Source organism: Promicromonospora sp. CA-289599 (assembly GCF_050936155.1).
Classification (GTDB): domain Bacteria; phylum Actinomycetota; class Actinomycetes; order Actinomycetales; family Cellulomonadaceae; genus Promicromonospora.
Genome location: NZ_JBNJNI010000001.1, coordinates 603,571 through 626,449 on the forward strand (window position 1 = coordinate 603,571; position 22,879 = coordinate 626,449).

Here is a 22,879-nt window from a genome sequence, read left to right on the forward strand (position 1 = left end):
GCCACCGGATTCCTCGCACGCCACATGTCAGTGACGACTCGCACCCTCACCGTTCACCGCCCGAGCCCGACCAGCGGCTCACCCGCCAGCCGCCCAGCCCGCAGGACCTACCGCCCGCGGGCATCCCGGCGTCGGTGACGGGCTTCGGCGGCGCGCTCCACGGCGTCGTCCAGCTCGTCCTCGAGGGCCGCCAGGTCGGTGCGCGCCTCGTCCGCGGTCTCTTGAGCCTCGTCGACCGCCTCACTCACCGTGTTCCGCTCGGCGGAGAGCCGCTCCAGCTCCCGGTCGAGACGCTCGACCTCGCCTTCCCCGCGTTCGATCACCGCGTCCGCGGTGCGCAGCCGCTCGCGAATCTCGTCGCGGCGCGCCTCCAGCTCATCGACCCGCGCGGAAGTCTCCTCGACTGCCTGCTCCGCGGCGACCAGGCCCGCCTCCGCGGAATCGGTCTTGTCGGCGGCCGGTGTCTTCTTCGGCTTGGACTGGCCAGTCCCTTTCGACGCCCCAGCCGCTTTCGGCCGTCCAGTCCCATTCGACCGCCCCGCCGCCCTCGGCCGTCCCTCGCCCTCCGGCCCTCGGGCACCCTCCGGCCCCTGAGAATCCTCCGACCCTCCGGCCTCCGCCGTCGCCGGACGCAGCTCGACGAGCTCGGCCTCCTCGCCCTCCTCGTCCACGATCCCGAAGCCGACGTGCTGCAGCGCCCGGGAGAGGCGCCCCGCACGGACCACCGCCGCGGCGTCCGGATCCATCACGGCGGCGGTCAGTGTCTCGGTCATCCGGTCGAGCACGGCGGAAGACAGGGACCGTCCGCCCACCTCACCCGCCTCGCGGACGGAGCGGACCAGGGCGTCGGTGCGCTCACGCCGCAGGTGGTCCAGCGCCCGGATGCGGGCGCGGTCCCGGTCCTGCGTCGCGGCTCGCAGCTCGTCGCCGAGCGCCGCGAGCGCCCCGGTCTCGTCGGGGTGCTTCCGCGCGACCTGGTTGATCGCCCAGGCGGCGACCGACGGTTTCCGCAGTCGCTTGACCCGCGCGGCGCCCAGGCGGTCGCCGCTGTCCGTCGCCTGGCGGACGGCGGCGTCGCGCGCGGCGATGAACTCGTCGAGAGGCCGCGCGTAGAGCGCGTCGACGGCGGTGTCGAGATCGAACTGGTCGTCCGCTGGCACGCACCTACCGTGGCACGACGACGGGGACGCGCGCGACCGCCACGCCCGTCCCCGCGCCCACCCCACGCGAACCCCTACAGCGTCGGCACCAGCACCGTCATCAGCTCTCCCGACCCGAGGTGCACGAGCGCCTTGCCCGGCGTGACCTGGGTCGACACCGCGGAACGCGGCAGGCTCGCGCCCACCAGGTCTCCGTCGAACCGGTCCTGGGGGCTGAGCAGCGCGCCGCGACGGCTCTTCTTGACGTCGACCTGCCAGCCGGAGAACCCGCCTGCCACCTCGGAGGCGTCGCCGCCGAGGATCAGGCCGCGGCGGTTGTCGGCGGCCGTCCGCAGGTAGGCCCGGAGCCACGTCTTCGCCGGGGCGTCGGCCACGAGCTCGCCGTCGTCCACGACCAGCACCACCGGGGAACCGTCCGGGTCGAGGTGTGGCGCCAGATCCTCCTCCGTGACCTCCGCGCCGGTCAGCACGGCGCGCACGCCGTCCCGGCCCTCGAAGTCGCGCAGGACGCTCGGCCGGGGTGCGAGGATCACGACCTGCGTGCCGCCGCGCAGCAGCGACTCCGTCATGACCGCGAGCATCGTGGACCGTCCCGACTTGGACGGGCCGCCCACCAGGAACGCGGGCGCGTCCCCGGCGAGGTCCATGCCGAACGCCGTCAGGTCGTCGCCGCCGACGCCGAGCAGCGCCCACATCGGCCGGGCCGCCTCCGGGCCGACGTACTGGTACGCCGCGTCCACGGTGATCGTGGAGGGCAGGTCGTCCACGCGGAACGGACCCGTTCCGGGCGCCACCTGCGAGCGCTCCCGGATCTCGGCCGCCATCCGGCGGGCGGCGCCCGTCTGGGCACGGCCCGACGGGTCGTCGCCGAGGATCGCGACCTGCACCTCGAGCCCGCTGCCCGACCGGAAGGCCCGCCCGGGCAGGATCTCCTCGGGCAGCTTCTTGTGGTTGATGCCGACCATCCCGTAGTCGAACCGGTCGGTCAGCCGCAGCACGAGGGAGTCGTCGGTCAGCACGCTCATCCGGCTGGAGAGCAGGCTGCGGTCGCCGGCGACCAGGAGGTGGATGCCTGCGCTCGCGCCGTCGCGCAGCAGCTCCTGGACGATCTCGACGAGCTTGCCGCTGTCGATCTCGCCGTAGGTGCTCATGAAGCTCTCCCAGCGGTCGATCAGCACGAGCACGCGCGGCAGCCCGGTTCCCGGGTCGGCGAGCTCGCGCTGTTCCGTGACGCTGGCGAAGTTGCCGGCCGCGAGCACCTGCTGACGCCGCCCGAGCTCCGCCTGCAGGCGCGTGAGCAGCCGCTTGGCCCGCTCGGCCTGTCCGCGCTGCACGACGGCGCCCGTGTGCGGCAGCTCGTTCAGCACCGTCAGGGCGCCGTTGCCGCAGTCGAGCGCGTACAGGTGCAGGTCGGCCACGGACATGGTGCGTGCGGCGGAGAACGCCACGGTGCGCAGCGTCGTCGAACGGCCGCTGCCCGGGGCGCCGATCACGTACCGGTGCCCGAAGTCGTCGAGGTCGATCAGGGCGGGCCCCTGGCGCTGGTCGGCGGGTGAGTCCTCCAGCGCCCAGACGAACTGCGACCCGGCGGTCGGCTGCGCAGGGCCGGTCGGCTGCGCCAGGCCGTCGAGGGACAGCAGGTCCGGGAGCGCCGGCAGCCACGGCCGGCGCGGTGCGGGCCAGCCGCCCAGCCTGGCGGTCTCGCGCAGGGTCTCGACCAGCGCGGCGAGGTCGGTCTCGACGTTCTCCTGCCGCTTCACGCGGGGCCGGCTCGGCGGCGGGGCACCGAGGTCGGCCACCGACACGCGCGCGACGAACGGCGGGTCGACCTGGCCGAGATCGGTCAGCGAGAGCCGCCGTCCGCCCACGCGGGCGGACTGGAACGGGATCAGCGACGTGCTCCCGAGCCGGGCGTAGGCCCGGCCGGGCTGCGACTTGGTGATGTCCGCCGCCTCGTTCGCGTCGATGACGTCCTTGGACTCGCTCTTGTCCGTCATCCGCAGGGCGACGCGCAGGTTCGTGTTGGCGCGGATCTCCGGGGAGATGACGCCGGACGGGCGCTGGGTGGCGAGGATCAGGTGGATGCCGAGCGAGCGGCCCCGCTGGGCGATGTTGACCAGCCCGGCGACGAAGTCGGGCAGCTCGCGGGCCATCGAGGCGAACTCGTCGATGACGATCATCAGGCGCGGCAGCGTCGGTCCCACGTACCCCCGCCCCTGGGCGTCGAGGTAGTCCTCCAGGTCCTTGGCCCCGGCGGCGGCGAGGATGTGCTCACGGAAGGTGAGCTCGGCGCGGAGCGAGTCGAGTGCCCGTTCCACGAGGTGGGAGTCGAGGTCGGTGACCATGCCGACGGTGTGCGGCAGCTGCTCGCACTGGCTGAAGGCCGCGCCGCCCTTGTAGTCGACGAGCACGAAGTTCATGGTCTCGGGCGTGTTCACCACCGCGAGCGACGCGACGACGGTCTGCAGGAACTCCGACTTGCCCGAACCGGTGGTGCCGCCCACCAGGGCGTGCGGCCCGTCGCGCACCATGTCGAGCGTGAACGGCCCGTCCAGCGACACGCCCACGACGGCGCCGGTGCTCCCCTTGCCGCCGTTCGAGATCATGCGCCACCGGGCCACCATCTGCTCGGCGTCGACCTCCTCGATGCCGAGCACCTCGACGAGCCGCGCCGAGTCGGGGATGAGCCCCTCGCCCTCGGCGGCGGTCACGTCGTGCACCGCGGCGACGGCGCGGGCGACGGGCTCGTACCAGTCGTCCTGCACCTCGTCGACGAGCACGGACCGCAGGTCGTCGGCGTCCTGCCGGCGCAGCGTCATGCCGCCGTCCACGCGCGCGAGCGCCACGACGGTGCACTCCTCGGGCAGCAGCTGCTCGTCACCGTCCAGGCAGACGACGCTCACACCGACGCCGGGGCCGTCGCGCAGGATGGAGACGACACCGGGGAGCGCGCGCAGCCGGCGGGCGCCGTCGAGCACCACCACCACCTGCGGGCCGGACAGGACCTTGTTGCTCGACCCCTCCATGGCGGCGCGGCGTTGCGTGATCAGCGAGTTCACCTCGGCGACGCGGGCCGACAGGGTGTCCGTGGTGGTCCCGATCAGGGCCACGGCCTCCTGGCCGAACGACGGGCGCACGTGCGGCAGCCAGGCCGCCCACGCCCAGGACTGCACGTGCTCGGAGCTGGTCAGCACGTAGACCTGGACGTCGCGCGGGCTCTGCAGCACACCGAGCTGGCCCACCATCCAGCGTGCCCGACGGCGCGGCCAGTCCCCCGGGCCGGCCAGGCCGACCACGCCGGCCTCCTTGAGCGGCACCGTGACCGGCACGGACCGCACGGTCGCGCGGGTCTTGCGGCGGTGCTCGGGTTCGGCACTGTCCTCGACCTCGACCCGGCTGGTCGCGTCCGCGAGCCCGAGCCGCACCGTGAGGTGGTCGCCGTCGGTGCTGCGGCGCTCCCAGAGCCTGCGCGTCGGCGTGGTCGCGATGAGCCGCAGCTCGGCGGCTCCCGGGCTGGAGACCCTGCGCCGGTGCTGCTCGCGGCGCACGGCGTCCAGCACCTCCTCCTCCAGGGCTGCCCGCTCCTCGGCGTGCTGCTTGAGGCGCTCCTTGTGCGTGGTCACGCCGTTGCGCTTCTGCATCCACCAGTTGCCCCAGCCCATCAGCGGCGAGGCCAGCGCGAACATCAGGTAGAACGGCGACTGGAACACGATCGCCATCACGATGCCCAGCACCGCGGGCATGGCCATGCCGAGCCACGGCAGCGGGTTTCGCGCGGGCGGGGTCGGCTCAGCGGGCAGGCGGAAGTGCGTGGCGGGCATGGGCGGCAGCAGCCGCGGCGGCCGGTTGTAGTCCAGGTGGCCCGGCTCCTTGGCGGGGCGCAGGTCGGCGTCGGGCCGCGTGGCCGGCTGGACCGTCAGCACGCTCGGATCGATCCGCAGCTGCGTACCGACCGCCCACGGCGCCTCGTCCTCGCCCAGCGGGTCGTCCAGCCGGTCCAGGTGGAGCGCGTGGCCCGCGGAGCGCGGGTCCGGCAGGCGGCGCACCCGCACCCCGCCGTCCAGCGCGACGACGACCACGACCGCGGGCCGCCCGCCCTCGCGCGGCTCGTCCACCCGGACGCGGCCGTCGGGGCCCACCTGCAGCACCGACTCCCCGACGCCCAGCCGGACCACCGAGCCGGCGCCCGTACCACCCGTGACGCACAGGTCGACCGGACCACCCAGGACGCCGCTGTGCAGGTCCGGCTCGCCGAACGTGACGACGGCGCCGTCCCGGATGCCCGACGCCGCGACGAGCATGCCGGGCGCCGCGCGGCCGCCGTCCCGCGCCGAGAGATCTGACGCCGGACGATCTGACACCGGGCGGTCCTGCACACCGCCGTCCCACACGGGCCGGCCGTCGACGTACATCGTGCTGCCCCTCGGCGCACCGACCTCGGCGGCCAGGCGCTCGGCCAGGTCCGCCGTGCTGGTGCGTTCGTCCAGGTCGAGGGACAGGAGCGCCTCGCGCGCCCCGTGCCGCGTGGTGATCAGTGCATGCATGTCATTCGCCTCCCCGCCGCACGGCGGTCTGCTCGTCGAAGCGCACGTCGGGCAGGAACCCGCTACGCAGCCAGCCGTCGTCGCCGGCGGTGAACCGCCACCTCGCCGACGGGGACTGGCCCAGCACGATCACCACCCAGGTGAACTCCGGGCTCGCGAACCGGGCCGCGAGCATGTCCTGCTGCGCGGCGGACGGCGCCTGCGACAGCACCAGCACGCCGCCGTCACCGACCTCCAGCTCGGGCACCACCTGCTCGATCCCGGCCAGGTGCTCCACCTGCTCGGGCTGCGGCAGGCCGTTGCCGACCATCACGACGCGCGGTTCGTTCGACCACGGGTTGCCGGTCAGCTCGCCGAGCCACCGCCGCAGCACCTCGTGCCGCACCCTCGTGGGGCCGTCCAGGCTGATCACACCCCTGGCGACCGAGAAGTTCACGAGCACCCGGCCCGTCTCCCCCATCCCCAGGTTCACCAGCCGGGCGAACTGGGCGGTCGAGCCCTCCGACGCCGCGCCCGACTGCAGCTTCGCCAGCGGCGCGGACCAGCTCTGCCCGTCCTCGCTCACGGTCCACGGCTCAGGGGCGGGCGACGCCGGGTTGGTCAGCCGGAGCCGCAGCGAGCTGCCCTCGATGAACACGCCGGTCGTGCCGGGCACCTCCAGCCCGTCGCGCTCGCACGACGCCATCAGCACCCGCAGCGCCCGGTCGACGGTCCACGCCGCCGACGTGTCGGTGCGCAGCAGGCTGTCGTCGAACGGTTCGTGCCGCTTTCGCCGCCGGACGAGCCAGATCGCGAGGCCGACCAGCAGGCCGAGCACCAGCACCGCCGCCCCGGCCCCGCCGATCGTGGGCCACGGGACGGAGCTGCTCGCCGCCTCGGCGTCCGACACGTCGACGGGGCTCGGTGACGCCGACGGCGTGGCCGACGGCGACGGCGACGGCGGCTCGTAGCCGGGGAGCGGACCGAACCGCAGCCCCTTGCCCGTGGCGTCCTTGGGCATCTTGAGCACCCAGCCCGGCCTCGGCTTCCTCGGGTCGGTCATGTACTCGCCGTCGGGCTGCCGGTGGCCCTCGGTCAGCTCGGCGATCTCCGGCCACCGGTTGCGGTCACCGAGGAACCTCTCCGAGATGTCGTTGAGCTTCTCGACGGTTCCGTCCGGCTCCGTGCCGATGACGTAGTACAGGACCGAACCTGGCGGCCCGCTGCGGCTCGGCACGGGTGACGCCTCCGGCGACGGGCTCGGCGACGCCTCCGGCGTGGCGCTCGGCTCCGCACTCGCCTCGGCGCTCTGCTCCGGCTTCGGGCTCGCCGGCCGGGTCGGGGTCGCCGCCTTCTTCTCGGGCTCGCCGTAGACGCGCATCTCCCAGATCGAGTTGCCCGCCGTGCCGCTGCGCGCCCCCGAGTACATCCGCACGTACCGGCCGGTGCCCCGGATGTTGTGCACGTCGTTGCCGCCGTCGCCCGTCCCGAACCAGTGCGTCTCCCACGTCTCGCCGTCGAGCGACAGCTCGATGCGGTGGTCGGTCGCGTACGAGACCTCCCAGTCGATCTCGACCCGGTGCACGACGGTGGTCCGCCCCAGGTCGATACGCAGCCACTGCGGATCGCTGAACGCGCTGGACCACCGGGTCTGCGAGTCGCCGTCCACCGCGTTGCGCGCCGGGAACTCCGGCTTCTCCAGGGACGAGGCCACGGTAGGCCTGCCCTGCGAGAGCAGGACCACCTCCTCGGCCGCCTGGGCCGACTGAACCGGCAGGACGGACGGCACCGGCAGAGTCGCGAGGACGGACCCCGCGAGCGCCGTCAGGACGACGGCGGCCACGGCACGCACAGCTCTCATCGCTCGACGGTCACTCACCGGCCCGCCTCACAGCGGTCTGCTCGGTGTAGCGGACGTCAGGGAGGAACCCGCTGCGCAGCCAGCCGTCGTCGCCGGCCCGGATGCGCCACTTGGCCGAGCTCGACTCGCCGAGCACGATCACCACCCAGGTGAAACGCGGGTCGGCGAACCGGGCCGCCAGGAGGTCCTGCTGTGTCACGGACGGCGCCTGGGACAGCACCAGCACGCCGCCGTCGCCGACGCCGAGCTCGGGGATCACCTGCTCGATCGCCGACAGGTACTCCGCCTGCTCCGCCTGCGGCAGGCCGTTGCCGACCATCACCACGCGGGGATCGTTCGACCAGGGGTTGCCCGTCAGCTCGCCGAGCCAGCGGCGCAGCACCTCGTGCCGCGCCCGCGTGGGACCGTCCAGGCTGATCACGCCCCTGGCCCGGACGAAGTCGACGAGGACCCGGCCGGTCTCCGCCATGCCGAGGGTGACCAGCCGCGCGAACTGCGCCGTCGAGGCCTCGCTGGCGGGCGCCGACTGCAGCCTGGCGAGGGGTGCGGACCAGCTCTGACCGTCCTCGTTCGCCACCCACGGGTCCGGCGCCGGGGAGGCCGGGCTCGCCAGCCGCAGCCGCATCGCACCGCCCTCGATGAACACGCCGGTCACGCCGGGCACCTCGATGCCCTCGCGCTCGCACGAGGCGAGCAGCACGCGCAGCGCCCGGTCCACCATCCACGACGCCGACGTGTCGGTGCGCAGCAGGCTGTCGTCGAACGGTTCCTCGCGACCGCGCAGCCGCCGGGCCACGAGCACCACGGCGAACCCGACGACGCCCACCAGGGCCAGGACGCCGAGGCCCATCAGGACGAGCACCACCCACGGCGGGCTCACGACAGCGCCCTGCTCCCCCGCGGCCTCGCCCGACGCCGGAGCGCTCGGCTCGGTGGTCGGGCCCGGCAGCGGGCCGTGCCTCAGCCCCTTGCCCTTCGCGTCCTCGGGAAGCTGGAGCACCGAGCCCACCTTGATGTCCGCCTTGTCGATGAGCTTGCCGCCGTCCGGCTGCACGCGCCCCTTGTTCAGCTGGAAGATCTCCCAGGCCCGCTCGCCGTCGCCCAGGAACCGCTCGGCGATCAGGTACAGGTACTCGGTCTCGCCCTCCTTCGTCTTGCCGACCACGTAGTACGGCACCGACGGTCCGGCAGAGGCCGAGCCGTCCGGCGACGGGTCGGCTGACGAACCGCCACCCGCCGGTCCGGTCGGCAGCACGCCGACCTCGATGCCCTCGCCCTCGGCGTCCTCGGGCAGCTGCATCACCCAGCCCGGCAGCACGGCGGCCGGGTCGGTCAGGGTGCCGCCGTCGGGCTGGACGCGCCCCTTGTTCAGGTCGAAGATCTCCGTGTACCGCTGGCCGTCACCCAGGTATCGCTCGGCGATCTGGAAGAGGAACTCCGGCTCCCCGTCCGGGCTGGACTTCATCACGTAGTACTTGACCTTCTCCGCGTCCTTGTTCTCGTCCTTGTCGGCAGGCAGGACGGCGGGCAGGACAGCCGGCCCGGTGCGCGCGGAGGCGGCCGCCGCAAGGGCCGTACCTACCGGGACCGGGCCCGCTGCGGCCGGGGCGGCAGCGGCGAGAGGAACCGCGACGGCGGTCGTGAACAGGGCCGCTGCGGCGAGTGCCGCAACGGCGCGATGGGCGTGGTGCACGGTTGCTCCGTCTTCAGGTGTGTCGCGTCGATCGGGGGCGGTGGTGCGGCGCGCGGTGGTGCGGCAGTCGGTCGTGCGGCATTCGGTCGTGCGGCAGAGCCGGTGCCCGCGTTCAGGCCGATCCGGGAACGCTTCGCTCCGGCAGGTTCAAGATGCTGGTGCCGGGCCCGGCCCAGCGGAAGGTCGTCATCACGGCGTCGAAGAAGAAGACGAGCGCCTCCGCGAGCCGTTCGGTGTTGTGGTCGTTCCACACCGTGCTGAAGGACACGACCAGCCACTCGCCGTCGGTCTCGTCGCGGGACACGGCGTAGAGCACCTGCCTGGTAGACAGCTCCGGCCAGTCCTCGTCACGCTTCATCCGGTGCTCGGTGTGCATCACCCGGACGCCGGGCCGGCCGTCGAGCTCGACCAGCTCGCTGTCCTCGTACCCGTCGCCCAGGATGCTGGTCACGATCAGCATCGGGTCGGTACCCGCGTCGCTGACGACCTCGATCTCCGCGATGGAGGCCGGGATGTGCACGCCCTCCATCGGCTCGGTCGGCAGGTAGACGGCGCCGGTCCCGGCGTCGCGGGCGGCGCTGAGGTTCTTGTGCAGCTCGTCGCGCAGCATGTGCCGGTAGGGTTCGGCCCGGTCGCGGGGCAGGGAGTCCGGCAGCGCCCGGGCCACCACCTCCTCGACGGCGCGGTCCAGCTCCCGCTGCTGCCCCTCCCCCGTCGGGAACCGGGCCCAGCCGGGCGGGAGCAGCATCATCCACGCGTCGGTCGGTTTGCCGTCGCGCGCCGGCCGGGCGGCCGCGGGGTCCTGCTGGTTCATTGTCCGCTCCGGGTGATCCGCACGGCGGACAGCAGGGCGTCGAGCGCCGTGCCCACCGCCTCGGCGATGATGATGTCCTGGGTGCGCCACAGCAGCACGGTGTCCACCACGGCGTCCGCGTGCTCGGTGCGCCGGCCGAGGCCGATCGTCAGCCAGACCTCGCTGCTGTCCGGGTCGAGCTCCATCCGGGTGACGCGGATGCCGTCGCCGTCGGGCAGGTCGAGGTACTCGACGTTCGGCGGGTTGACCGGGTTGCCGCCCACGGCACCCAGCACCCGCATGAGCATGTCGTCCGGGGCGCCCGGCTCGCTCAGCGCGACGCTGATCACCACCGGGACGGGCCCCCGGTCCTGGAGGCCGACCAGCGCGGCGACCCGGGCGTCCGGCGCCACCTGGTCGGCGAACCGAACGAGGTTCGCCACCGACTCGGCGAGGTTCCGATGCAGCAGCTCGCGGTCGGCGTCGGACACGGGCAGGCCCAGCTCGACCGCCTGGTCCAGCGCCGGTCCGACCGAGGCGAGGAGCGCCTCGACCACCTCGCTCTCCCACGCACCGACCACACCGGCCGGGTCACGGCTGGTCGGCACCGCCGTCCAGCCGTCGACCGGGTCGATGGTCCACGACCAGGGCTGCCCGTCGGCGGCGGCCGTCACTGTGCCCTGCGGGCTGCTCGCACCCACTAGATCGGCTCCCCGGCTCCGGGCGTGAGGTGGTTGTACTCCCAGTCGGTGGTCCCCACCCAGTTCTCCCGGGCGTCGTCACCGAACGAGGACGCCGGCACGCCGGTGCTCCACGCACCCGAGACGAAGCCGACGAACCAGGAGCTCGAGCCCAGGACGTACACCCACGGCTTGACGAACCCTCCCGTGAGCCCGGTGATCTTGAGGCCGTCGAGGGCAAGGTTGAGCGCCTGCAGCTGCTTGATCCCGCCGATACCGATCGCGCCCGTGAACGAGGGGATCCGCCACGCCGCCGGGTTGATCCTCAGCAGCGACTGCAGCCTGGACAGGCTCGTCAGGTTCTCCGTGATCCTGAGCCCGCCGGACAGCACGCGGTTGAAGGCGAACGCGCCGAAGGGGCCGTCGATGTTGTTGCGGAAGACGGCCATCCGTTCGGCGAGCCGACCCAGGTCGTTCATCCGGATGGTCACGGCCGACTGGGACGCGGCCCTGGACGCCTTGACGGCGGCACCGATGACCTTGGCGACGGCGAGGCCGAAGACGGCCGTGACCACGCCGACGACTCCCCAGACCACGCCCATCCAGCTCTCCTCGCCGGTGGCGGCCAGCACTATGGAGCCGAGCAGCCCGACCACCGCTACACCGAGCGCGACCCAGGCAAGCGCTCCCAGACCCGGGATGATCATCGCCAGCACCGCGAGCGCCATGCCTATCCAGCCCAGGACCTCCACGAGCCCCTTGAGGAACTTCATGAAGTTGTGCCTGAGCTTCTCCTGCCAGGAGTGGTTGAGCCCGTCCTCGCCCCAGTTCTCCTTGATCTTGGTGGCGGCGGCCGCCGCGGCCGCGTCGAGGGCCGCCATGGCGTTACGAGCCGTGGTCTTCGCCTCCTCGAGCGCGCCCGCGGCCGCCCCGATCTTGTCGGACCGGTTCTGGGACTCGTTCCTCTGCTCGGTCGTCAGCGCCGGGGCGTCCTCCGGCCGGTCCTCGTTCACCGGGTCCGGCATGTTTTCCGCACCCTTCCGGGCGGCGTCCGCGTCCTCGGCCTGCGCCAGGGCCTTGCCCGTCTCCGAGCGCGCGGTCTCGAGCTCCGGGCGGTACGTCACGAGTGCGGCGTGCACGTCCTCGTAGCGGCCGGCCGCCGAGCCCAGTGCCTCGTGGCTCTCCCGCGCGCGCTTGCGCATCGCGTCGGCCGCTTCGCCCTTGAGCAGGGTCTCGTCGCCGTCGCCGATCTTCTTGAGGAGCGCCGCCTGCGTGGTCATCATCTCGGCGATCTCTTTGTAGTGCTTGATCACCGCGTCCAGACCGGACGCCTCGGCAGGCACGGGGTCGTCGTCGTAGTCCAGCAGATGCCACTCACCCACGCGGGCGGCGCTCATCCAGTCTCCTCAAGGTCGCGCTGACTCATTGCTGTCGGACGTCGCTGGGTCAGCCCTCCTTGGGCGTCAGCGACTTCTCCAGCTCGATCTCGGTGTCGTTCCAGGTCTCCGCGGCCGTCTCCATCTTGCCCTGGAGATCCTTGAGGTTGTCCTGGAGCTTCTCCCGCTTGACCCACCAGCTCTCGACGAAGTCGCCCATGGCGTCCTTCACCGTGCGGTGGCCCCAGATGTCGCCGCCGTCCCACAGCTCCTTCATGTTCTCGAGCTCGTCGAGGACAGACTTGAGCTGGGTGGCCGCGTCGTCGACCGCGATCGAGGTGACTACCAGGTCAGGCACGGGACTACTTGTTCAGCGCGTTGGCGAGCTCTTCATCGGTCTTGCGGAGCGCCTCGGCGGCCTGCTTCAGGTACTCGCCGATGCCCGTGAGGCCCTCCATGACCTGCTTGCCACCCTTGTCGAGCTCCTTGTAGGACTCGTCGAACCGCTTGGAGGACTTGTCCGTCACGTAACCGTCCTGCACCAGGTTGTCCACGAGCGACCGCAGCTGGTCGAGCTTGTGCTGCATGTCGTCCGACTCCTGCTTGATGCGCTGCGCCGCATCTTCCATCTGCTGGAAGGTCACATTGATGTTGGCCATGATCGGTCCTCTCGATTGCCTCGGGGGAAAACAGCGCGATCGTACACGAACCGGACATACTAGAACGTGAACACTGACAGCCGAGTCAGTAAACCGGGCCGACACCGCTCGTTCATGCCGAGCCCGGGATCGTCCGCTCCGGCAGGTCGGCCGGGTCGGCGCCCGGACCGGTCCACCGGAAGGTGGCCATCACCGCGTCGAAGAAGTCGACGAGGGTGTCGGCGAGCTGTTCGGAAGGCCCGCTGTCCGGGCCGGTGGCGAACGTGCTGCTGAAGGACAGCACCAGCCAGTCGCCCTCTACCTCGTCCCGCGAGACGACGTACGTGACCTGACGGGTTCCGGCCGCCGCCCGATCTGCCCCACCGGGCGTCTCCATCAGCGTGCTCGCCAGCCGCGCACCCGGACGTCCGTCGACGTCGACCACAGTGCTCTTCTGGACCTCGCTCTCCTGGACCTCGCCCAGGATGCCCGCCGCGACCTCGGTCGCGCTCGGGCCCACGACGCCGAAGAGCTCCGTCTCGATGATGGACGCCGGAACCGCGATCCCCGCCATCGGCTCGGTGGGGACGTACACCACGCCGGTGCCGGGGGTCGGGAACCGTGCCCAGCCCGGCGGGAGCAGGAAGGCCCACCTGTCGGTCGGCCTCCCGTTCGTCGCGCATGTCACGAGGCGCTCCCCTCCGGCACGTGCAGCGGGTTCGCACCGGGGCCGGCCCACCGGAAGGTGGTCATGACGGCGTCGAAGAAGAAGACGAGCGCCTCGGCGAGCCGCTCGCCCTCCTCGCTGTTCCAGACCGTGCTGAACGAGAGGAGCAGCCACTCGCCGTCGGCCTCGTCGCGGGACACGACGTACACGACCTGCCGGGTCGAGGCCTCGGGGAGATCTCCGTCCGGGTGCGCGTCGAGGGTGGTCTCGACGACGCGTACGCCGGGCCGGCCGTCGATCTCGACGAGCTCGCTCTCCTCGTAGCCGTCGACCAGCACCTCCGCGACCACCTCCAGCGGGTTGCTGCCGGGATCGCTGACCAGCTCCAGTTCGGTGAGCGAACCGGGGATCATCACGCCGTTCATCGGCTCCGTGGGCAGATACACCGCCTGGGCCCCGGCGGCGCGCGCGTCGGCGAACGAGGAGCGCAGGCCGTCGGCGAGCATGCGCCGGTGCGGCTCCACCGAGTCGCGCGGCAGGTCGGCGGGCAGGGCCTTCGTGACCACCTCCTCGATCGCCTCGTCCAGCTCGCGAAGGTGCTCCTCATCGGTCGGGAACCGGACCCAGCCGGCCGGGAGCAGGAGGGCCCAGGCGTCGGTCGGCCTGCCGTCGATGGGCTGCGTGGTTGCGGTCCGGTCGGTCACTGTGCACTCCTGAGGATGCTGACGGCCGGCAGCAGCTCGTCGAGCAGCTCGGTCATGGCGGGGCCCTGCAGCAGGTCCTGGGACCGCCACTGCAGCACGGTGTCGACGACGGCGTCCGCGTGCTCGGTGCGCCGGCCGAGGCACACGCTCACCCACGCGCCGCCGTTCTGCGGGTCCAGGTCGAGGCGCGTCACACGCATCCCGTCCCCGTCGGGCAGGTCCACGTGCTCGATCCTGGGCGGGGCGACGGGACTGCCGCCGGTGGCGCCCAGCGCGGTCATGAGGTCGTCGCCGGGGTCGCCGAGGGGCTCGATCCCGACCGTGGCGAGCACCGGCACGGGCGCCGAGTCCGGCACCCGGAAGGTGGCGACGACGAGGGCACCGCCGTCGATCACGCCGTCGGCGAAGGCGCGCAGGTTCGCCACCGACTCCGCGGCGATGCCGTCACGCACCGCGTCCAGGACGCCGTCCGGGTCCTCGTCGGCCGGATTCCTGTCGGCCGGATTCCTGTCGGCCGGATCCCTGTCGGCCGGATCCCCGTCGGACTCGCGCTCCGGTCCGTCGTCGAACAACGACGACCGGACCAGGCCGGCGACCTCCTGCTCCCAGGCGGCGAGCAGGTCGGGGGGCAGGGTCGCGGCCGTGGGGACGAGCAGCCAGCCCTCGGGCGGAGCGACCTGCCAGGTCCATCCTTCGCCCGCCATCAGACGGGGTTCTCGCTGGTCGGGCCGGAATAGACCGCGTCGTGCCAACCGCTGTTGGTGTTCCGCTGGTCGAACGGGTTCAGGAACGAGGGGTTCAGCATGCTGAACGGACGACCGAACCAGCCGATCCCGTAGGAGATGGGCCCGACGTACATCCACGGCTTGATCTGGAAGATCGGACCGAACAGGCCGATGTTGCCCGCGATCTTGCCCACGTCCCTGATGTCGCTCACGCCGATGAGCCGGTCCCACCGGTAGTCGCCCTTGGGCCACATCTTCGTGAGGCGGCTCCAGTCCTCCTTGAGGACCCACTTCGGGTTCGTGAAGGTGTGCCACCAGCCGGGGCTCACCTTGGTCTTGTCGAGGAAGGTCGCGATGTTCTTGATCTCGAGGCTCACCTTCGAGAGCCGCTCGCTGAAGATCGCGCTGGCGTCCAGCCGCATGTTCTTGTTGCTGATGTTCAGGAGGCGCAGGTTCTTCGCGAAGTCGATCTGCAGCCGGTCCAGCTTGGCGGGCCCGCCCTTCGCCAGGCCGAGCCCCTGGATGCCCTTGAGGTTGTTCGCCATCTTCGCCGCGATGCCGATCCCCACGAGGCTCAGCACACCGAAGATGACGCCGAGCCAGCTGCCCTCGCCCTGGGCGGCGAGGATGACGCTCGCCACCACCGACACGACGGCGACGCCGATGCCGATGAGCGCGATGACGTTCAGCCCGGGTATGAGGATCGCCAGCACCGCGAGCGCCATCCCGATGTACGTCAGGATCTCGACCAGCGCCTTGAGGAACTTGTTGAGCCGGTGCACGAAGGCGTCCCAGCCCGAGGTGTGCAGGCCGTCGACCTTCCAGTTCTCCCGGATCTTCGCGGAGGCGGCCTCGGCGGCGACCCTGAGCGCCTCGAGGGCACCGGTCACCTTCTGCTTGGCACCGGCGATGCCGGAGCTGGCGGTGCTGATCGCCGACTCGCGCTCCGACGACTGGGTCTTCTCCGCTTCGGTCAGCGGCTTGGCGTCGTCCGGCCTGGTCGCGCCCGCCGGGTCCGGCATGCCTTCCGCGCTCTGGAGCTCACGCGCGGCTTTCTCCGCCTCGAGCAGGCCGTTCCACGTGTCGGTCCGAGCCGTTGTCAGCGACGGCTCGTAGGCGTCGAGCGCCGAGTACACGTCGGAGTACCGGGCGGCCGCCTTGTCGAGGGCCCCGGCACTCTCCCGGGCACGCTTGCGCAGGGCGTCCGCGGACTGCCCCTTGAGGAGACGGACGTCGCCGTCACCGATCCTCTTGAGCAGGGCTGCCTGCTCCGTCATCGCCTCGGACATCGTCTTGTAGTGGGCGATGACCTTGTCCAACTCCGAGGGATCGGCCGGGACCGGGTCCGAGTCGTGACCGACCAGTGGCCAGTCCCCCGTGCGGGCGGCGCTCATCCGTCTCCTCTTCTGCTGCTGTCACATGTGCGGTGGCTGCTGTCCGGGCAGCGGGCGGCGGCCTACTTCGGGTCGAAGGTCGAGGCCAGCTGGTCCTCGGTGTCGGTCCAGGTCTTCGCGGCCTCGTCCATCTTCTTCGTGAGGTTGTCGAGCTGGACCTGGAGCTTCTCCCGCTTGACCCACCAGTCGTCGATGAAGTCGTCCATGGCGCTCTTCACGACGTCGTGGCCCCAGATGGTGCCGTTGTCCCACCGCTTGGACATGTTCTTGAACTCGTCGCTGATCGCCTTGAGATCCTTGGCGGAGTCCTCGAGGACCGCCTTGGTGACGACAAGATCTGCCATCGGGACTACTTGTTCAGGGCGTTGGCGAGCTCTTCATCGGTCTTGCGGAGCGCCTCGGCGGCCTGCTTCAGGTACTCACCGATGCCGGTCAGCCCCTCCATGACCTGCTTGCCACCCTTGTCGAGCTCCTTGTAGGACTCGTCGAACCGCTTGGAGGACTTGTCCGTCACATAGCCGTCCTGCACCAGGTTGTCGACCAGCGACCGCAGCTGGTCGAGCTTGGCCTGCATGTCGTCCGACTCCTGCTTGATGCGCTGCGCCGCATCTTCCATCTGCTGGAAGGTCACATTGATGTTGGCCATGACAGAACCTCTCGCTCACGGGTTGCGGACGGTCTCGTACGTGCGCCCCAATCGTCATCAATCGGACTAACCGGACGGCGACGCGTGTGTGAACGGATGACGAACGGCGCGCGACACGACGACGACGGGCCCGGAACAGTTCCCGGACCCGTCGGCGTTTCGCTCAAAAAGTGCCTCTCACCTGGTATTTCACCCTGGACCGGCGCCTCAGCAGTGGCCCAGGAACGGGCGTTCCCGGAAGCGCCGGTCGAGGAACGCGATCACGCCGGGAGCACCGGTCACGAACGTGGAGACGTGCTCCCCGAGGTGCCACTCCCACTGCACGTCCGCACCGGCCGCGCAGTACTCGTTCCGGAGCGCTCGCGCCTGGCCCGGGGCGACGATCTCGTCGAGCGACCCGTGGAAGAGCCGGATCGGCACGTCAGGAGGGTTGGCCCCTAGCCGGTTCTCGTCGAGGCGTGCCTGCCACTGAGGGGAGTGCAGCGGGTTCGTCGTCGTGAACATCCCGATGTTCTGGAACGCGTGCGTGAGCGTGGTGTCCACGCAGTCGTCCTGCTCCCGCTCGTAGATCTCCCGGCCGCGCTCGTTGAGGTACGTCTCGAGGTCGAGCTCGGGATAGGCGGCGTCCATCCCGTAGGCCGCCAGCAGCAGGAAGCCGAACCCGACCTTCCCGTCGAGACCCTCGGCCACCTCAGTGAGGTCCGCGGGTACGCCGCCTGCCGCGATGCCCACCAGGTCGAGCTCGGGTGCGTACTCCGGCTGCAGCTCACCCGCCCACATCGCTCCCCCGCCGCCCTGTGAGTAGCCGGAGAACGCGACCTTGCCGCCGGCCTCCAGGCCCGTGGCAGACAGGTTGGTCGCGGCGCGCACCATGTCGATGACGGCCCGCCCCTCCGACTGCCCGACGACGTAGGTGTGCATGCCCGGCGTGCCGAGCCCCTCGTAGTCGGTGACCACCACCGCCCAGCCCGCCAGCAGCATCGGCTCGATGAGGGGCCGCTCGTAGTCGAGCCAGCGCGACGGCGCGCACGTGTCGCCGACACCACGCGTACCGCTCGCGACCGAGACGATCGGCCGCGCTCCTTCGCCCCGCCACGGCGTGCTCGGTACGAGGACCCGGCCGGTCACCGGCATGTCCTGTCCCGTCGCGTTCGTCGAGTGGTACATGAGCAGGTAGCTGCGGGCGCTGAGCTGCCGCGGCTCCTCACGCCAGCGGACGATCTCGCCGTTCGCTCCGTCGGGCAGCGGGGTCGGCGGGGTGTAGAAGTCGTCGTCAGCGCGAGCCTGCAGGGGTACCTCGGGGAGGTTCTGCAGGTCAGGGGCGTCAGATGCGCTGGTGGCGGGCGCGGTGGATACGGGTAGGGCTGCGGCAGGCAGGGCTGCGGCAGGCAGGGCTGCCGCGGGTAGAGCTGCCGCGGGTAGAGCCAGCACGACCAGGGTCGCGACGATGAAGGCATGCGGGCGCGTGACGTTCGGCATCGGATCTCCTCGTTGAGGTCCTCGGACGCTCGGCACTGAGCGCCCGGGCCCACGAGCGGGCCGCTACTGACTCTAACCCCAATAGCGCCCGGGTGAAAGAGGCCCGGCCTGCTCCCGCGCCCGGCTCAGCCCCGCACCGCGCGCAGGCTGCCCGCGGCCTCTGCCCGGGCCTCCGCCCGCTCCACCATCGAGGCGATGACGGCGGCGAGCGGTACCAGGACGAGGTTGCCCAGCAGCATGGTGCGCAGGAACGGCAGGCCCGCGACGTAGCTCGCCAGGAGCCCGTCCAGGGTCGCCGGGTACATCCCGTCCATCAGCCAGACGCCGAAGTTGGTCCACGCGAAGAACCACAGCGAACCGCCCACACCCACGCCGAGCGCGGCGGCGTACCGGCCCGGGCCGCGCAGGTGTCGCGCGAGGATCGCGCCGAGCCCGATCACCGCCCATGCCGACCAGGTGAACCACATGATCTGCGTGTTGCCGAGCACCGCGTCGCTGACGGCCACCACGGCGAACGGCACGACCGCCGCCCAGCGGTTGCGCAGCAGCAGCACGGCGAGGAACGTCGCGGCGGTGGCGATCTCCAGGTTCGGCGGCGCGCCGAGCCCGGGCGCGACCAGGCGCCACACCACTGCGGCGGCCAGGACGAGCACCACCGTCGCTGGGCGCCACCAGCGGTGCGCCAGCTCGGCGACCGTCAGGTCGCGCCCCCGGCCGTCGGACTGGGGCGTCAGTACGTCTCGATCGTCCACGTGATCTCCTGACCGTCCTCGGTCTCCAGTGTGCCTGCCCCGACCTGCGCGGGCTCGCCGTCCACGGACAGCGACCAGAACTCCTTCTTCGAGTCGTCCGCGACGCGGCCGCCGATGCCGGTCACGAACGCGTTCTCGCCCTCACCGGTGACCTCGGCGGACGGGTCCGCCGCGAGCAGCAGCTCGAGCGCGGTGGCTCCGGTGCGGCCCGCGTAGCTGAGGGTCTCCGCGTCGGCCGACGGCGAGGCGGCGTCCGACTGCGCGCTCAGCGTCGCCGGGACCACCGGATCGCGCCCGGCCGCGTCGCCGCCGCAGGCCGCCAGCAGACCGGTCAGGAGAAGTGCGGCGGCCGCCGCACCGAGCGCCCGGAGCGGGCGGACAGAAGTCATGTTCACGCCCGCGATTCTAGGACGGCGCCCGCCGCCGGGCGCAGCCGTCCCAGCCCTCGGCGCCCCGGGGCGCGCGCCCCAGGTCAGATGTCGATGCGGGAGCGGTCCAGCTCGGCGGCACCGGCGATGAGGAACTCCTTGCGGGGCGCCACGTCGGTGCCCATGAGGAGCTCGAACGCCCGCTCGGCCGCCTCCGCGTGCTCGGCCGTGACGCGGCGCAGCGTGCGGTGGCGCGGGTCCATGGTGGTCTCCGCGAGCTGGTCGGCGTCCATCTCGCCCAGGCCCTTGTACCGCTGGATGTCGGGCTTGTAGCGGCGGCCGGCCCGGTCGAGCTTCTTGATCGTGGCGCCGAGCTCGGCCTCGGAGTACGTGTAGACGTACTCGTTCTTGCGCCGGCCGTTGCCGATCACCTCGACACGGTGCAGCGGCGGGACCGCCGCGAACACGCGGCCGGCCTCCACCATCGGCTTCATGTACCGGTAGAAGAGCGTCAGCAGGAGCGTGCGGATGTGGGCGCCGTCGACGTCGGCGTCGGTCATCATGATGATCTTGCCGTAGCGCGCCGCCTCCAGGTCGAACGACCGGCCGGAGCCCGCGCCGAGCACCTGGATGATCGCCGCGCACTCCGCGTTGCGGAGCATGTCGCTGATCGACGCCTTCTGGACGTTCAGGATCTTGCCGCGGATCGGCAGCAGCGCCTGGAAGTCGCTGGAGCGCGCGAGCTTCGCGGTGCCGAGCGCGCTGTCGCCCTCGACGATGAACAGCTCGGAGCGGTCCACGTCGTTCGAGCGGCAGTCGGCCAGCTTGGCGGGCAGCGAGGAGGTCTCCAGCGCGTTCTTGCGGCGCGAGATCTCCTTCTGCTTGCGGGCCGTGATGCGCGCGCGCATCTCGGCGACGACCTTGTCGAGCAGCAGGGAGGCCTGCGTCTTCTCGTCGCGCTTGGTGGAGTTCAGGCGGGCGTGGATCTCCTGCTCGACCACGCGGGAGACGATCTGGCGCACCGGGCCGGTGCCCAGCACCTCCTTGGTCTGCCCTTCGAACTGCGGCTCCGAGAGGCGCACGGTGACCACGGCGGTGAGGCCCGCGAGCACGTCGTCCTTCTCGATACGCTCCGCGCCGTCCTTGGCCGAGACCTTGAGCTTGCGCGCGTTGGTCTCCACACCCTTGCGGAGCACCTTGAGGAGACCCTGCTCGAAGCCCGTCAGGTGCGTGCCGCCCTTGGGCGTCGAGATGATGTTGACGAAGGAGCGCACCTCGGTGTCATAGCCGGTGCCCCAGCGCAGCGCGATGTCGACCTCGCAGTCGCGCAGCACCTCGCGCGGCGTCATGTGGCCGCGCTCGTCCAGCACCGGGACGGTCTCCTTGAAGGTGCCGGCGCCCTGGAGCACCCAGGTCGCGGTGACCGGCGAGTCGGGGGCCAGGAACTCGACGAAGTCGGCAGCGCCGCCGTCGTGCTTGAAGACCTCCTCGTGCGGCCCGTCCTCGCCCGGCGTGCCGGGCAGCCCGCGCTCGTCGCGCACCCGGATCTCGAGGCCCGGCACGAGGAACGTGGTCTGCCGCACGCGGGTGACCAGCTCGTCGTAGCTGAACACCGCGGACTTGGGGAAGATCTGCCGGTCGGCCCAGTAGCGCACGCGGCAGCCGGTGCGGCCGCGCGGCACCTTGCCCGCCACGACGAGCTCGGAGTGGTCGACGAACGGCTGGAACGCCGCGTCCGGGTCCGGCCCGGAGGCCGGGTCGGAGAACAGCCCGGGCTCGCCGCGCTGGAAGGTCATGCGGTGCGTCTTGCCGCCGCGGTCCACCTCGACGTCGAGGCGCGCGGACAGCGCGTTGACCACGGAGGCGCCGACGCCGTGCAGACCGCCGGACGCCTGGTAGGAACCGCCGCCGAACTTGCCGCCGGCGTGCAGCTTGGTGAAGACCACCTCGACGCCGCTCAGGCCGGTCTTGGGCTCGATGTCGACCGGGATGCCACGGCCGTCGTCGGACACCGTCACCGACGTGTCGGCGTGCAGCACTATGCCGATCTTCGTGGCGTACCCGCCCAGGGCCTCGTCGACGGAGTTGTCGATGATCTCCCAGAGGCAGTGCATCAGGCCCCGGGAGTCGGTGGTCCCGATGTACATACCGGGACGCTTGCGAACCGCCTCGAGACCCTCGAGGACGGACAGGTGGCGAGCGGTGTACGACTCGGACGTTGCGGTCACGGCGACAGCGTAGACGAGGAGTCCGACATCGCCGGTGATGAGGGCCGGTGAGGCGCCTCACGAGCGGTCGCCCACGAAGAAATTCACCCCATGACGGAAATTACCCTTTCAGCGCAATTGGGGGCGGATGGGGCCCAAGACTGTGAGCCACGCCGCTATGCTCGCAGCGAACCGGCCACCCGGGCTGGCATGAACCGCGCGAGCGAATGGTTGGATGGAGATGTGACGACCTTGACGACCGAACCGCTCACCGCCCTCGACCGCTGCGACCGCTGCGGCGCGCAGGCTTATGTGCGCGTCGTTCTGCCCGTGGGCGAGCTGCTCTTCTGCGGCCACCACGCCCGCGCACACGCGTCCGCCTATGCGGACGTCGCCACCCATGTCCAGGACGAGACCGACCGGCTCCACGCGGAGCACGGTCAGGCCTGAGATCCAGGCCGGACACCCACCGGACCCCTAGATCGAAGACGGCGGTGAGTCACCCAGCGAGGTGACTCACCGCCGTCGCCATGCCCGTTGCCCCCTGTGGCGCCAGAACAGCTATCTCGTCGCGGTCACCGTGTCCACCCAGGCACCCCGGAAGCCGAGCGCGGTCCGCCAGCCCTCGGCGGTGTCGGTCAGCGTCCGGGTGGCGCCGTTGGGCGCCACCGCCCGCATGTCCTGACCTGACCGCTCGAGTAGCGCTCGGTGACCTCTACCGACCTGACCCAGCCGAGCCCGAAGATGCTCTTCGCGGCCGCCTGCGTGAGCGTGCCCGTCCACGACGTGTTCGGGTTGCCCGGTGCCTGCGCCGAGTAGGGGTCCGGCACGTGCGCGAGGTGGGACTGCGGGGCGGTGCCGAACACGTCCTGGTTGCCGGCGGTCCCGGAGAAGGCTGGCGGGTGGCGTCGACCGCGGCGCGCCACGCCTCGCCCGCCTCACCGCCCTCACGCTTCCAGCCGGTGTAGTTCTGGCTGGTCGTGTCGTCATAGAGATGACAGTCGCACGCGGCCTTCAGCCCCTCGACCTTGTCCAGGATCGCGTAGTTGCGGGCGACGACCGCCTGCGCCTCGAGCGCGGCGGCGCCGCCGTAGGCGCTGGTCCCCCACAGAGCCGGCATCTCTTCGATCCCGTAGAGGTACTCGTCGTTGATGACCACCTGGTTGACCACGTTGGGCCGGGCGTTGAGGTCGGTGACACGCAGCCTGCCGTG

21 protein-coding genes and 1 pseudogene are annotated in these 22,879 nt (G+C 71.5%); 1 reads left to right on the top strand and 21 read right to left on the bottom strand.

From position 1 onward, the window contains the following. Nucleotides 1-107: 107 nt before the first annotated feature. The 19 genes from ACQEVI_RS02515 to ACQEVI_RS02605 form a co-directional block, all read right to left on the bottom strand. Nucleotides 108-1,160 carry a hypothetical protein gene (locus tag ACQEVI_RS02515; RefSeq protein WP_432894317.1) on the bottom strand — a complete coding sequence of 351 codons (1,053 nt, stop codon included), beginning with the start codon at nucleotides 1,158-1,160 and terminating at the stop codon, nucleotides 108-110. A gap of 74 nt (nucleotides 1,161-1,234) precedes the next feature. Beyond that, nucleotides 1,235-5,704 carry an FtsK/SpoIIIE domain-containing protein gene (locus ACQEVI_RS02520; protein ID WP_432894319.1) on the bottom strand — a complete coding sequence of 1,490 codons (4,470 nt, stop codon included), beginning with the start codon at nucleotides 5,702-5,704 and terminating at the stop codon, nucleotides 1,235-1,237. A 1-nt stretch (nucleotide 5,705) separates the two neighbouring features. Next, entirely contained in the window at nucleotides 5,706-7,544 is a 1,839-nt protein-coding gene (locus tag ACQEVI_RS02525; RefSeq protein WP_432894321.1) for a discoidin domain-containing protein, read from the bottom strand. A gap of 10 nt (nucleotides 7,545-7,554) precedes the next feature. Continuing rightward, nucleotides 7,555-9,237: a LysM peptidoglycan-binding domain-containing protein gene (locus ACQEVI_RS02530; RefSeq protein ID WP_432894323.1), complete on the bottom strand. Its 1,683-nt coding sequence runs from the start codon at nucleotides 9,235-9,237 to the stop codon at nucleotides 7,555-7,557. 112 nt (nucleotides 9,238-9,349) lie between these two features. After that, nucleotides 9,350-10,051: a hypothetical protein gene (locus ACQEVI_RS02535; RefSeq protein WP_432894325.1), complete on the bottom strand. Its 702-nt coding sequence runs from the start codon at nucleotides 10,049-10,051 to the stop codon at nucleotides 9,350-9,352. Continuing rightward, a complete protein-coding gene (locus tag ACQEVI_RS02540) occupies nucleotides 10,048-10,731 on the bottom strand; it encodes a hypothetical protein (protein ID WP_432894327.1) in 684 nt (227 codons plus the stop codon). Before ACQEVI_RS02540 ends, ACQEVI_RS02535 begins: the two co-directional genes overlap by 4 nt. Further along, the gene (locus ACQEVI_RS02545) at nucleotides 10,731-12,107 is read right to left on the bottom strand and encodes a hypothetical protein (RefSeq protein WP_432894329.1); all 1,377 of its coding nucleotides are present in this window, start codon (nucleotides 12,105-12,107) and stop codon (nucleotides 10,731-10,733) included. The genes ACQEVI_RS02540 and ACQEVI_RS02545 overlap by 1 nt, the downstream gene beginning before the upstream one ends. Nucleotides 12,108-12,156: 49 nt before the next feature. Then, complete coding sequence (locus ACQEVI_RS02550; RefSeq protein WP_432894331.1) at nucleotides 12,157-12,444, bottom strand: hypothetical protein; 288 nt, start codon at nucleotides 12,442-12,444, stop codon at nucleotides 12,157-12,159. Between the two features lie 4 nt (nucleotides 12,445-12,448). Then, nucleotides 12,449-12,745, bottom strand: a complete 297-nt coding sequence (locus ACQEVI_RS02555; RefSeq protein WP_116676002.1) for a WXG100 family type VII secretion target — start codon at nucleotides 12,743-12,745, stop codon at nucleotides 12,449-12,451. A gap of 112 nt (nucleotides 12,746-12,857) precedes the next feature. Further along, nucleotides 12,858-13,412, bottom strand: coding sequence for a hypothetical protein (locus ACQEVI_RS02560; protein ID WP_432894334.1), 555 nt, complete (start codon nucleotides 13,410-13,412; stop codon nucleotides 12,858-12,860). Next, nucleotides 13,409-14,095 carry a hypothetical protein gene (locus ACQEVI_RS02565; protein WP_432894336.1) on the bottom strand — a complete coding sequence of 229 codons (687 nt, stop codon included), beginning with the start codon at nucleotides 14,093-14,095 and terminating at the stop codon, nucleotides 13,409-13,411. Before ACQEVI_RS02565 ends, ACQEVI_RS02560 begins: the two co-directional genes overlap by 4 nt. Further along, nucleotides 14,092-14,799, bottom strand: coding sequence for a hypothetical protein (locus tag ACQEVI_RS02570; protein ID WP_432894338.1), 708 nt, complete (start codon nucleotides 14,797-14,799; stop codon nucleotides 14,092-14,094). The genes ACQEVI_RS02565 and ACQEVI_RS02570 overlap by 4 nt, the downstream gene beginning before the upstream one ends. Then, nucleotides 14,799-16,214: a hypothetical protein gene (locus tag ACQEVI_RS02575; RefSeq protein WP_432894340.1), complete on the bottom strand. Its 1,416-nt coding sequence runs from the start codon at nucleotides 16,212-16,214 to the stop codon at nucleotides 14,799-14,801. Before ACQEVI_RS02575 ends, ACQEVI_RS02570 begins: the two co-directional genes overlap by 1 nt. Before the next feature lie 62 nt (nucleotides 16,215-16,276). Beyond that, nucleotides 16,277-16,558 (bottom strand): hypothetical protein, encoded by a 282-nt coding sequence (locus ACQEVI_RS02580; RefSeq protein WP_432894342.1) that lies wholly within the window; start codon nucleotides 16,556-16,558, stop codon nucleotides 16,277-16,279. 5 nt (nucleotides 16,559-16,563) lie between these two features. Continuing rightward, nucleotides 16,564-16,860: a WXG100 family type VII secretion target gene (locus ACQEVI_RS02585; protein WP_357507476.1), complete on the bottom strand. Its 297-nt coding sequence runs from the start codon at nucleotides 16,858-16,860 to the stop codon at nucleotides 16,564-16,566. A 207-nt stretch (nucleotides 16,861-17,067) separates the two neighbouring features. After that, nucleotides 17,068-18,339 (bottom strand): lipase family protein, encoded by a 1,272-nt coding sequence (locus tag ACQEVI_RS02590; protein ID WP_432894345.1) that lies wholly within the window; start codon nucleotides 18,337-18,339, stop codon nucleotides 17,068-17,070. Between the two features lie 125 nt (nucleotides 18,340-18,464). Continuing rightward, nucleotides 18,465-19,091 carry a DUF6580 family putative transport protein gene (locus ACQEVI_RS02595; protein WP_432894347.1) on the bottom strand — a complete coding sequence of 209 codons (627 nt, stop codon included), beginning with the start codon at nucleotides 19,089-19,091 and terminating at the stop codon, nucleotides 18,465-18,467. Next, on the bottom strand, nucleotides 19,070-19,480 hold the full coding sequence (locus ACQEVI_RS02600) for a DUF4430 domain-containing protein (RefSeq protein ID WP_432905769.1): 411 nt from the start codon (nucleotides 19,478-19,480) through the stop codon (nucleotides 19,070-19,072). The genes ACQEVI_RS02595 and ACQEVI_RS02600 overlap by 22 nt, the downstream gene beginning before the upstream one ends. Before the next feature lie 83 nt (nucleotides 19,481-19,563). Beyond that, entirely contained in the window at nucleotides 19,564-21,687 is a 2,124-nt protein-coding gene (locus ACQEVI_RS02605) for a DNA gyrase/topoisomerase IV subunit B (protein ID WP_432894349.1), read from the bottom strand. Between the two features lie 222 nt (nucleotides 21,688-21,909). Here ACQEVI_RS02605 and ACQEVI_RS02610 point away from each other — a divergent pair, with 222 nt between their 5' ends. After that, complete coding sequence (locus tag ACQEVI_RS02610) at nucleotides 21,910-22,116, top strand: DUF7455 domain-containing protein (RefSeq protein ID WP_020014335.1); 207 nt, start codon at nucleotides 21,910-21,912, stop codon at nucleotides 22,114-22,116. Nucleotides 22,117-22,304: 188 nt separating this feature from the next. Here the strand turns inward: ACQEVI_RS02610 and ACQEVI_RS02615 are convergent, their stop codons facing one another. Both ACQEVI_RS02615 and ACQEVI_RS02620 read right to left on the bottom strand, forming a co-directional pair. Next, nucleotides 22,305-22,592: a hypothetical protein gene (locus tag ACQEVI_RS02615; protein WP_432906156.1), complete on the bottom strand. Its 288-nt coding sequence runs from the start codon at nucleotides 22,590-22,592 to the stop codon at nucleotides 22,305-22,307. 29 nt (nucleotides 22,593-22,621) lie between these two features. Next, nucleotides 22,622-22,786: pseudogene (locus ACQEVI_RS02620) on the bottom strand (SpoIID/LytB domain-containing protein); the annotation flags it as partial. Nucleotides 22,787-22,879: the final 93 nt, after the last annotated feature.

Bases quoted from the DNA above. Each gene is read 5' to 3' on its own strand.
- ACQEVI_RS02555 (WP_116676002.1), bottom strand. From the start codon at position 12,745: ATGGCCAACATCAATGTGACCTTCCAGCAGATGGAAGATGCGGCGCAG.
- ACQEVI_RS02535 (WP_432894325.1), bottom strand. From the start codon at position 10,051: ATGAACCAGCAGGACCCCGCGGCCGCCCGGCCGGCGCGCGACGGCAAA.
- ACQEVI_RS02520 (WP_432894319.1), bottom strand. From the start codon at position 5,704: ATGCATGCACTGATCACCACGCGGCACGGGGCGCGCGAGGCGCTCCTG.
- ACQEVI_RS02575 (WP_432894340.1), bottom strand. From the start codon at position 16,214: ATGAGCGCCGCCCGCACGGGGGACTGGCCACTGGTCGGTCACGACTCG.
- ACQEVI_RS02585 (WP_357507476.1), bottom strand. From the start codon at position 16,860: ATGGCCAACATCAATGTGACCTTCCAGCAGATGGAAGATGCGGCGCAG.
- ACQEVI_RS02545 (WP_432894329.1), bottom strand. From the start codon at position 12,107: ATGAGCGCCGCCCGCGTGGGTGAGTGGCATCTGCTGGACTACGACGAC.
- ACQEVI_RS02580 (WP_432894342.1), bottom strand. From the start codon at position 16,558: ATGGCAGATCTTGTCGTCACCAAGGCGGTCCTCGAGGACTCCGCCAAG.
- ACQEVI_RS02590 (WP_432894345.1), bottom strand. From the start codon at position 18,339: ATGCCGAACGTCACGCGCCCGCATGCCTTCATCGTCGCGACCCTGGTC.
- ACQEVI_RS02570 (WP_432894338.1), bottom strand. From the start codon at position 14,799: ATGGCGGGCGAAGGATGGACCTGGCAGGTCGCTCCGCCCGAGGGCTGG.
- ACQEVI_RS02600 (WP_432905769.1), bottom strand. From the start codon at position 19,480: ATGACTTCTGTCCGCCCGCTCCGGGCGCTCGGTGCGGCGGCCGCCGCA.
- ACQEVI_RS02525 (WP_432894321.1), bottom strand. From the start codon at position 7,544: ATGAGAGCTGTGCGTGCCGTGGCCGCCGTCGTCCTGACGGCGCTCGCG.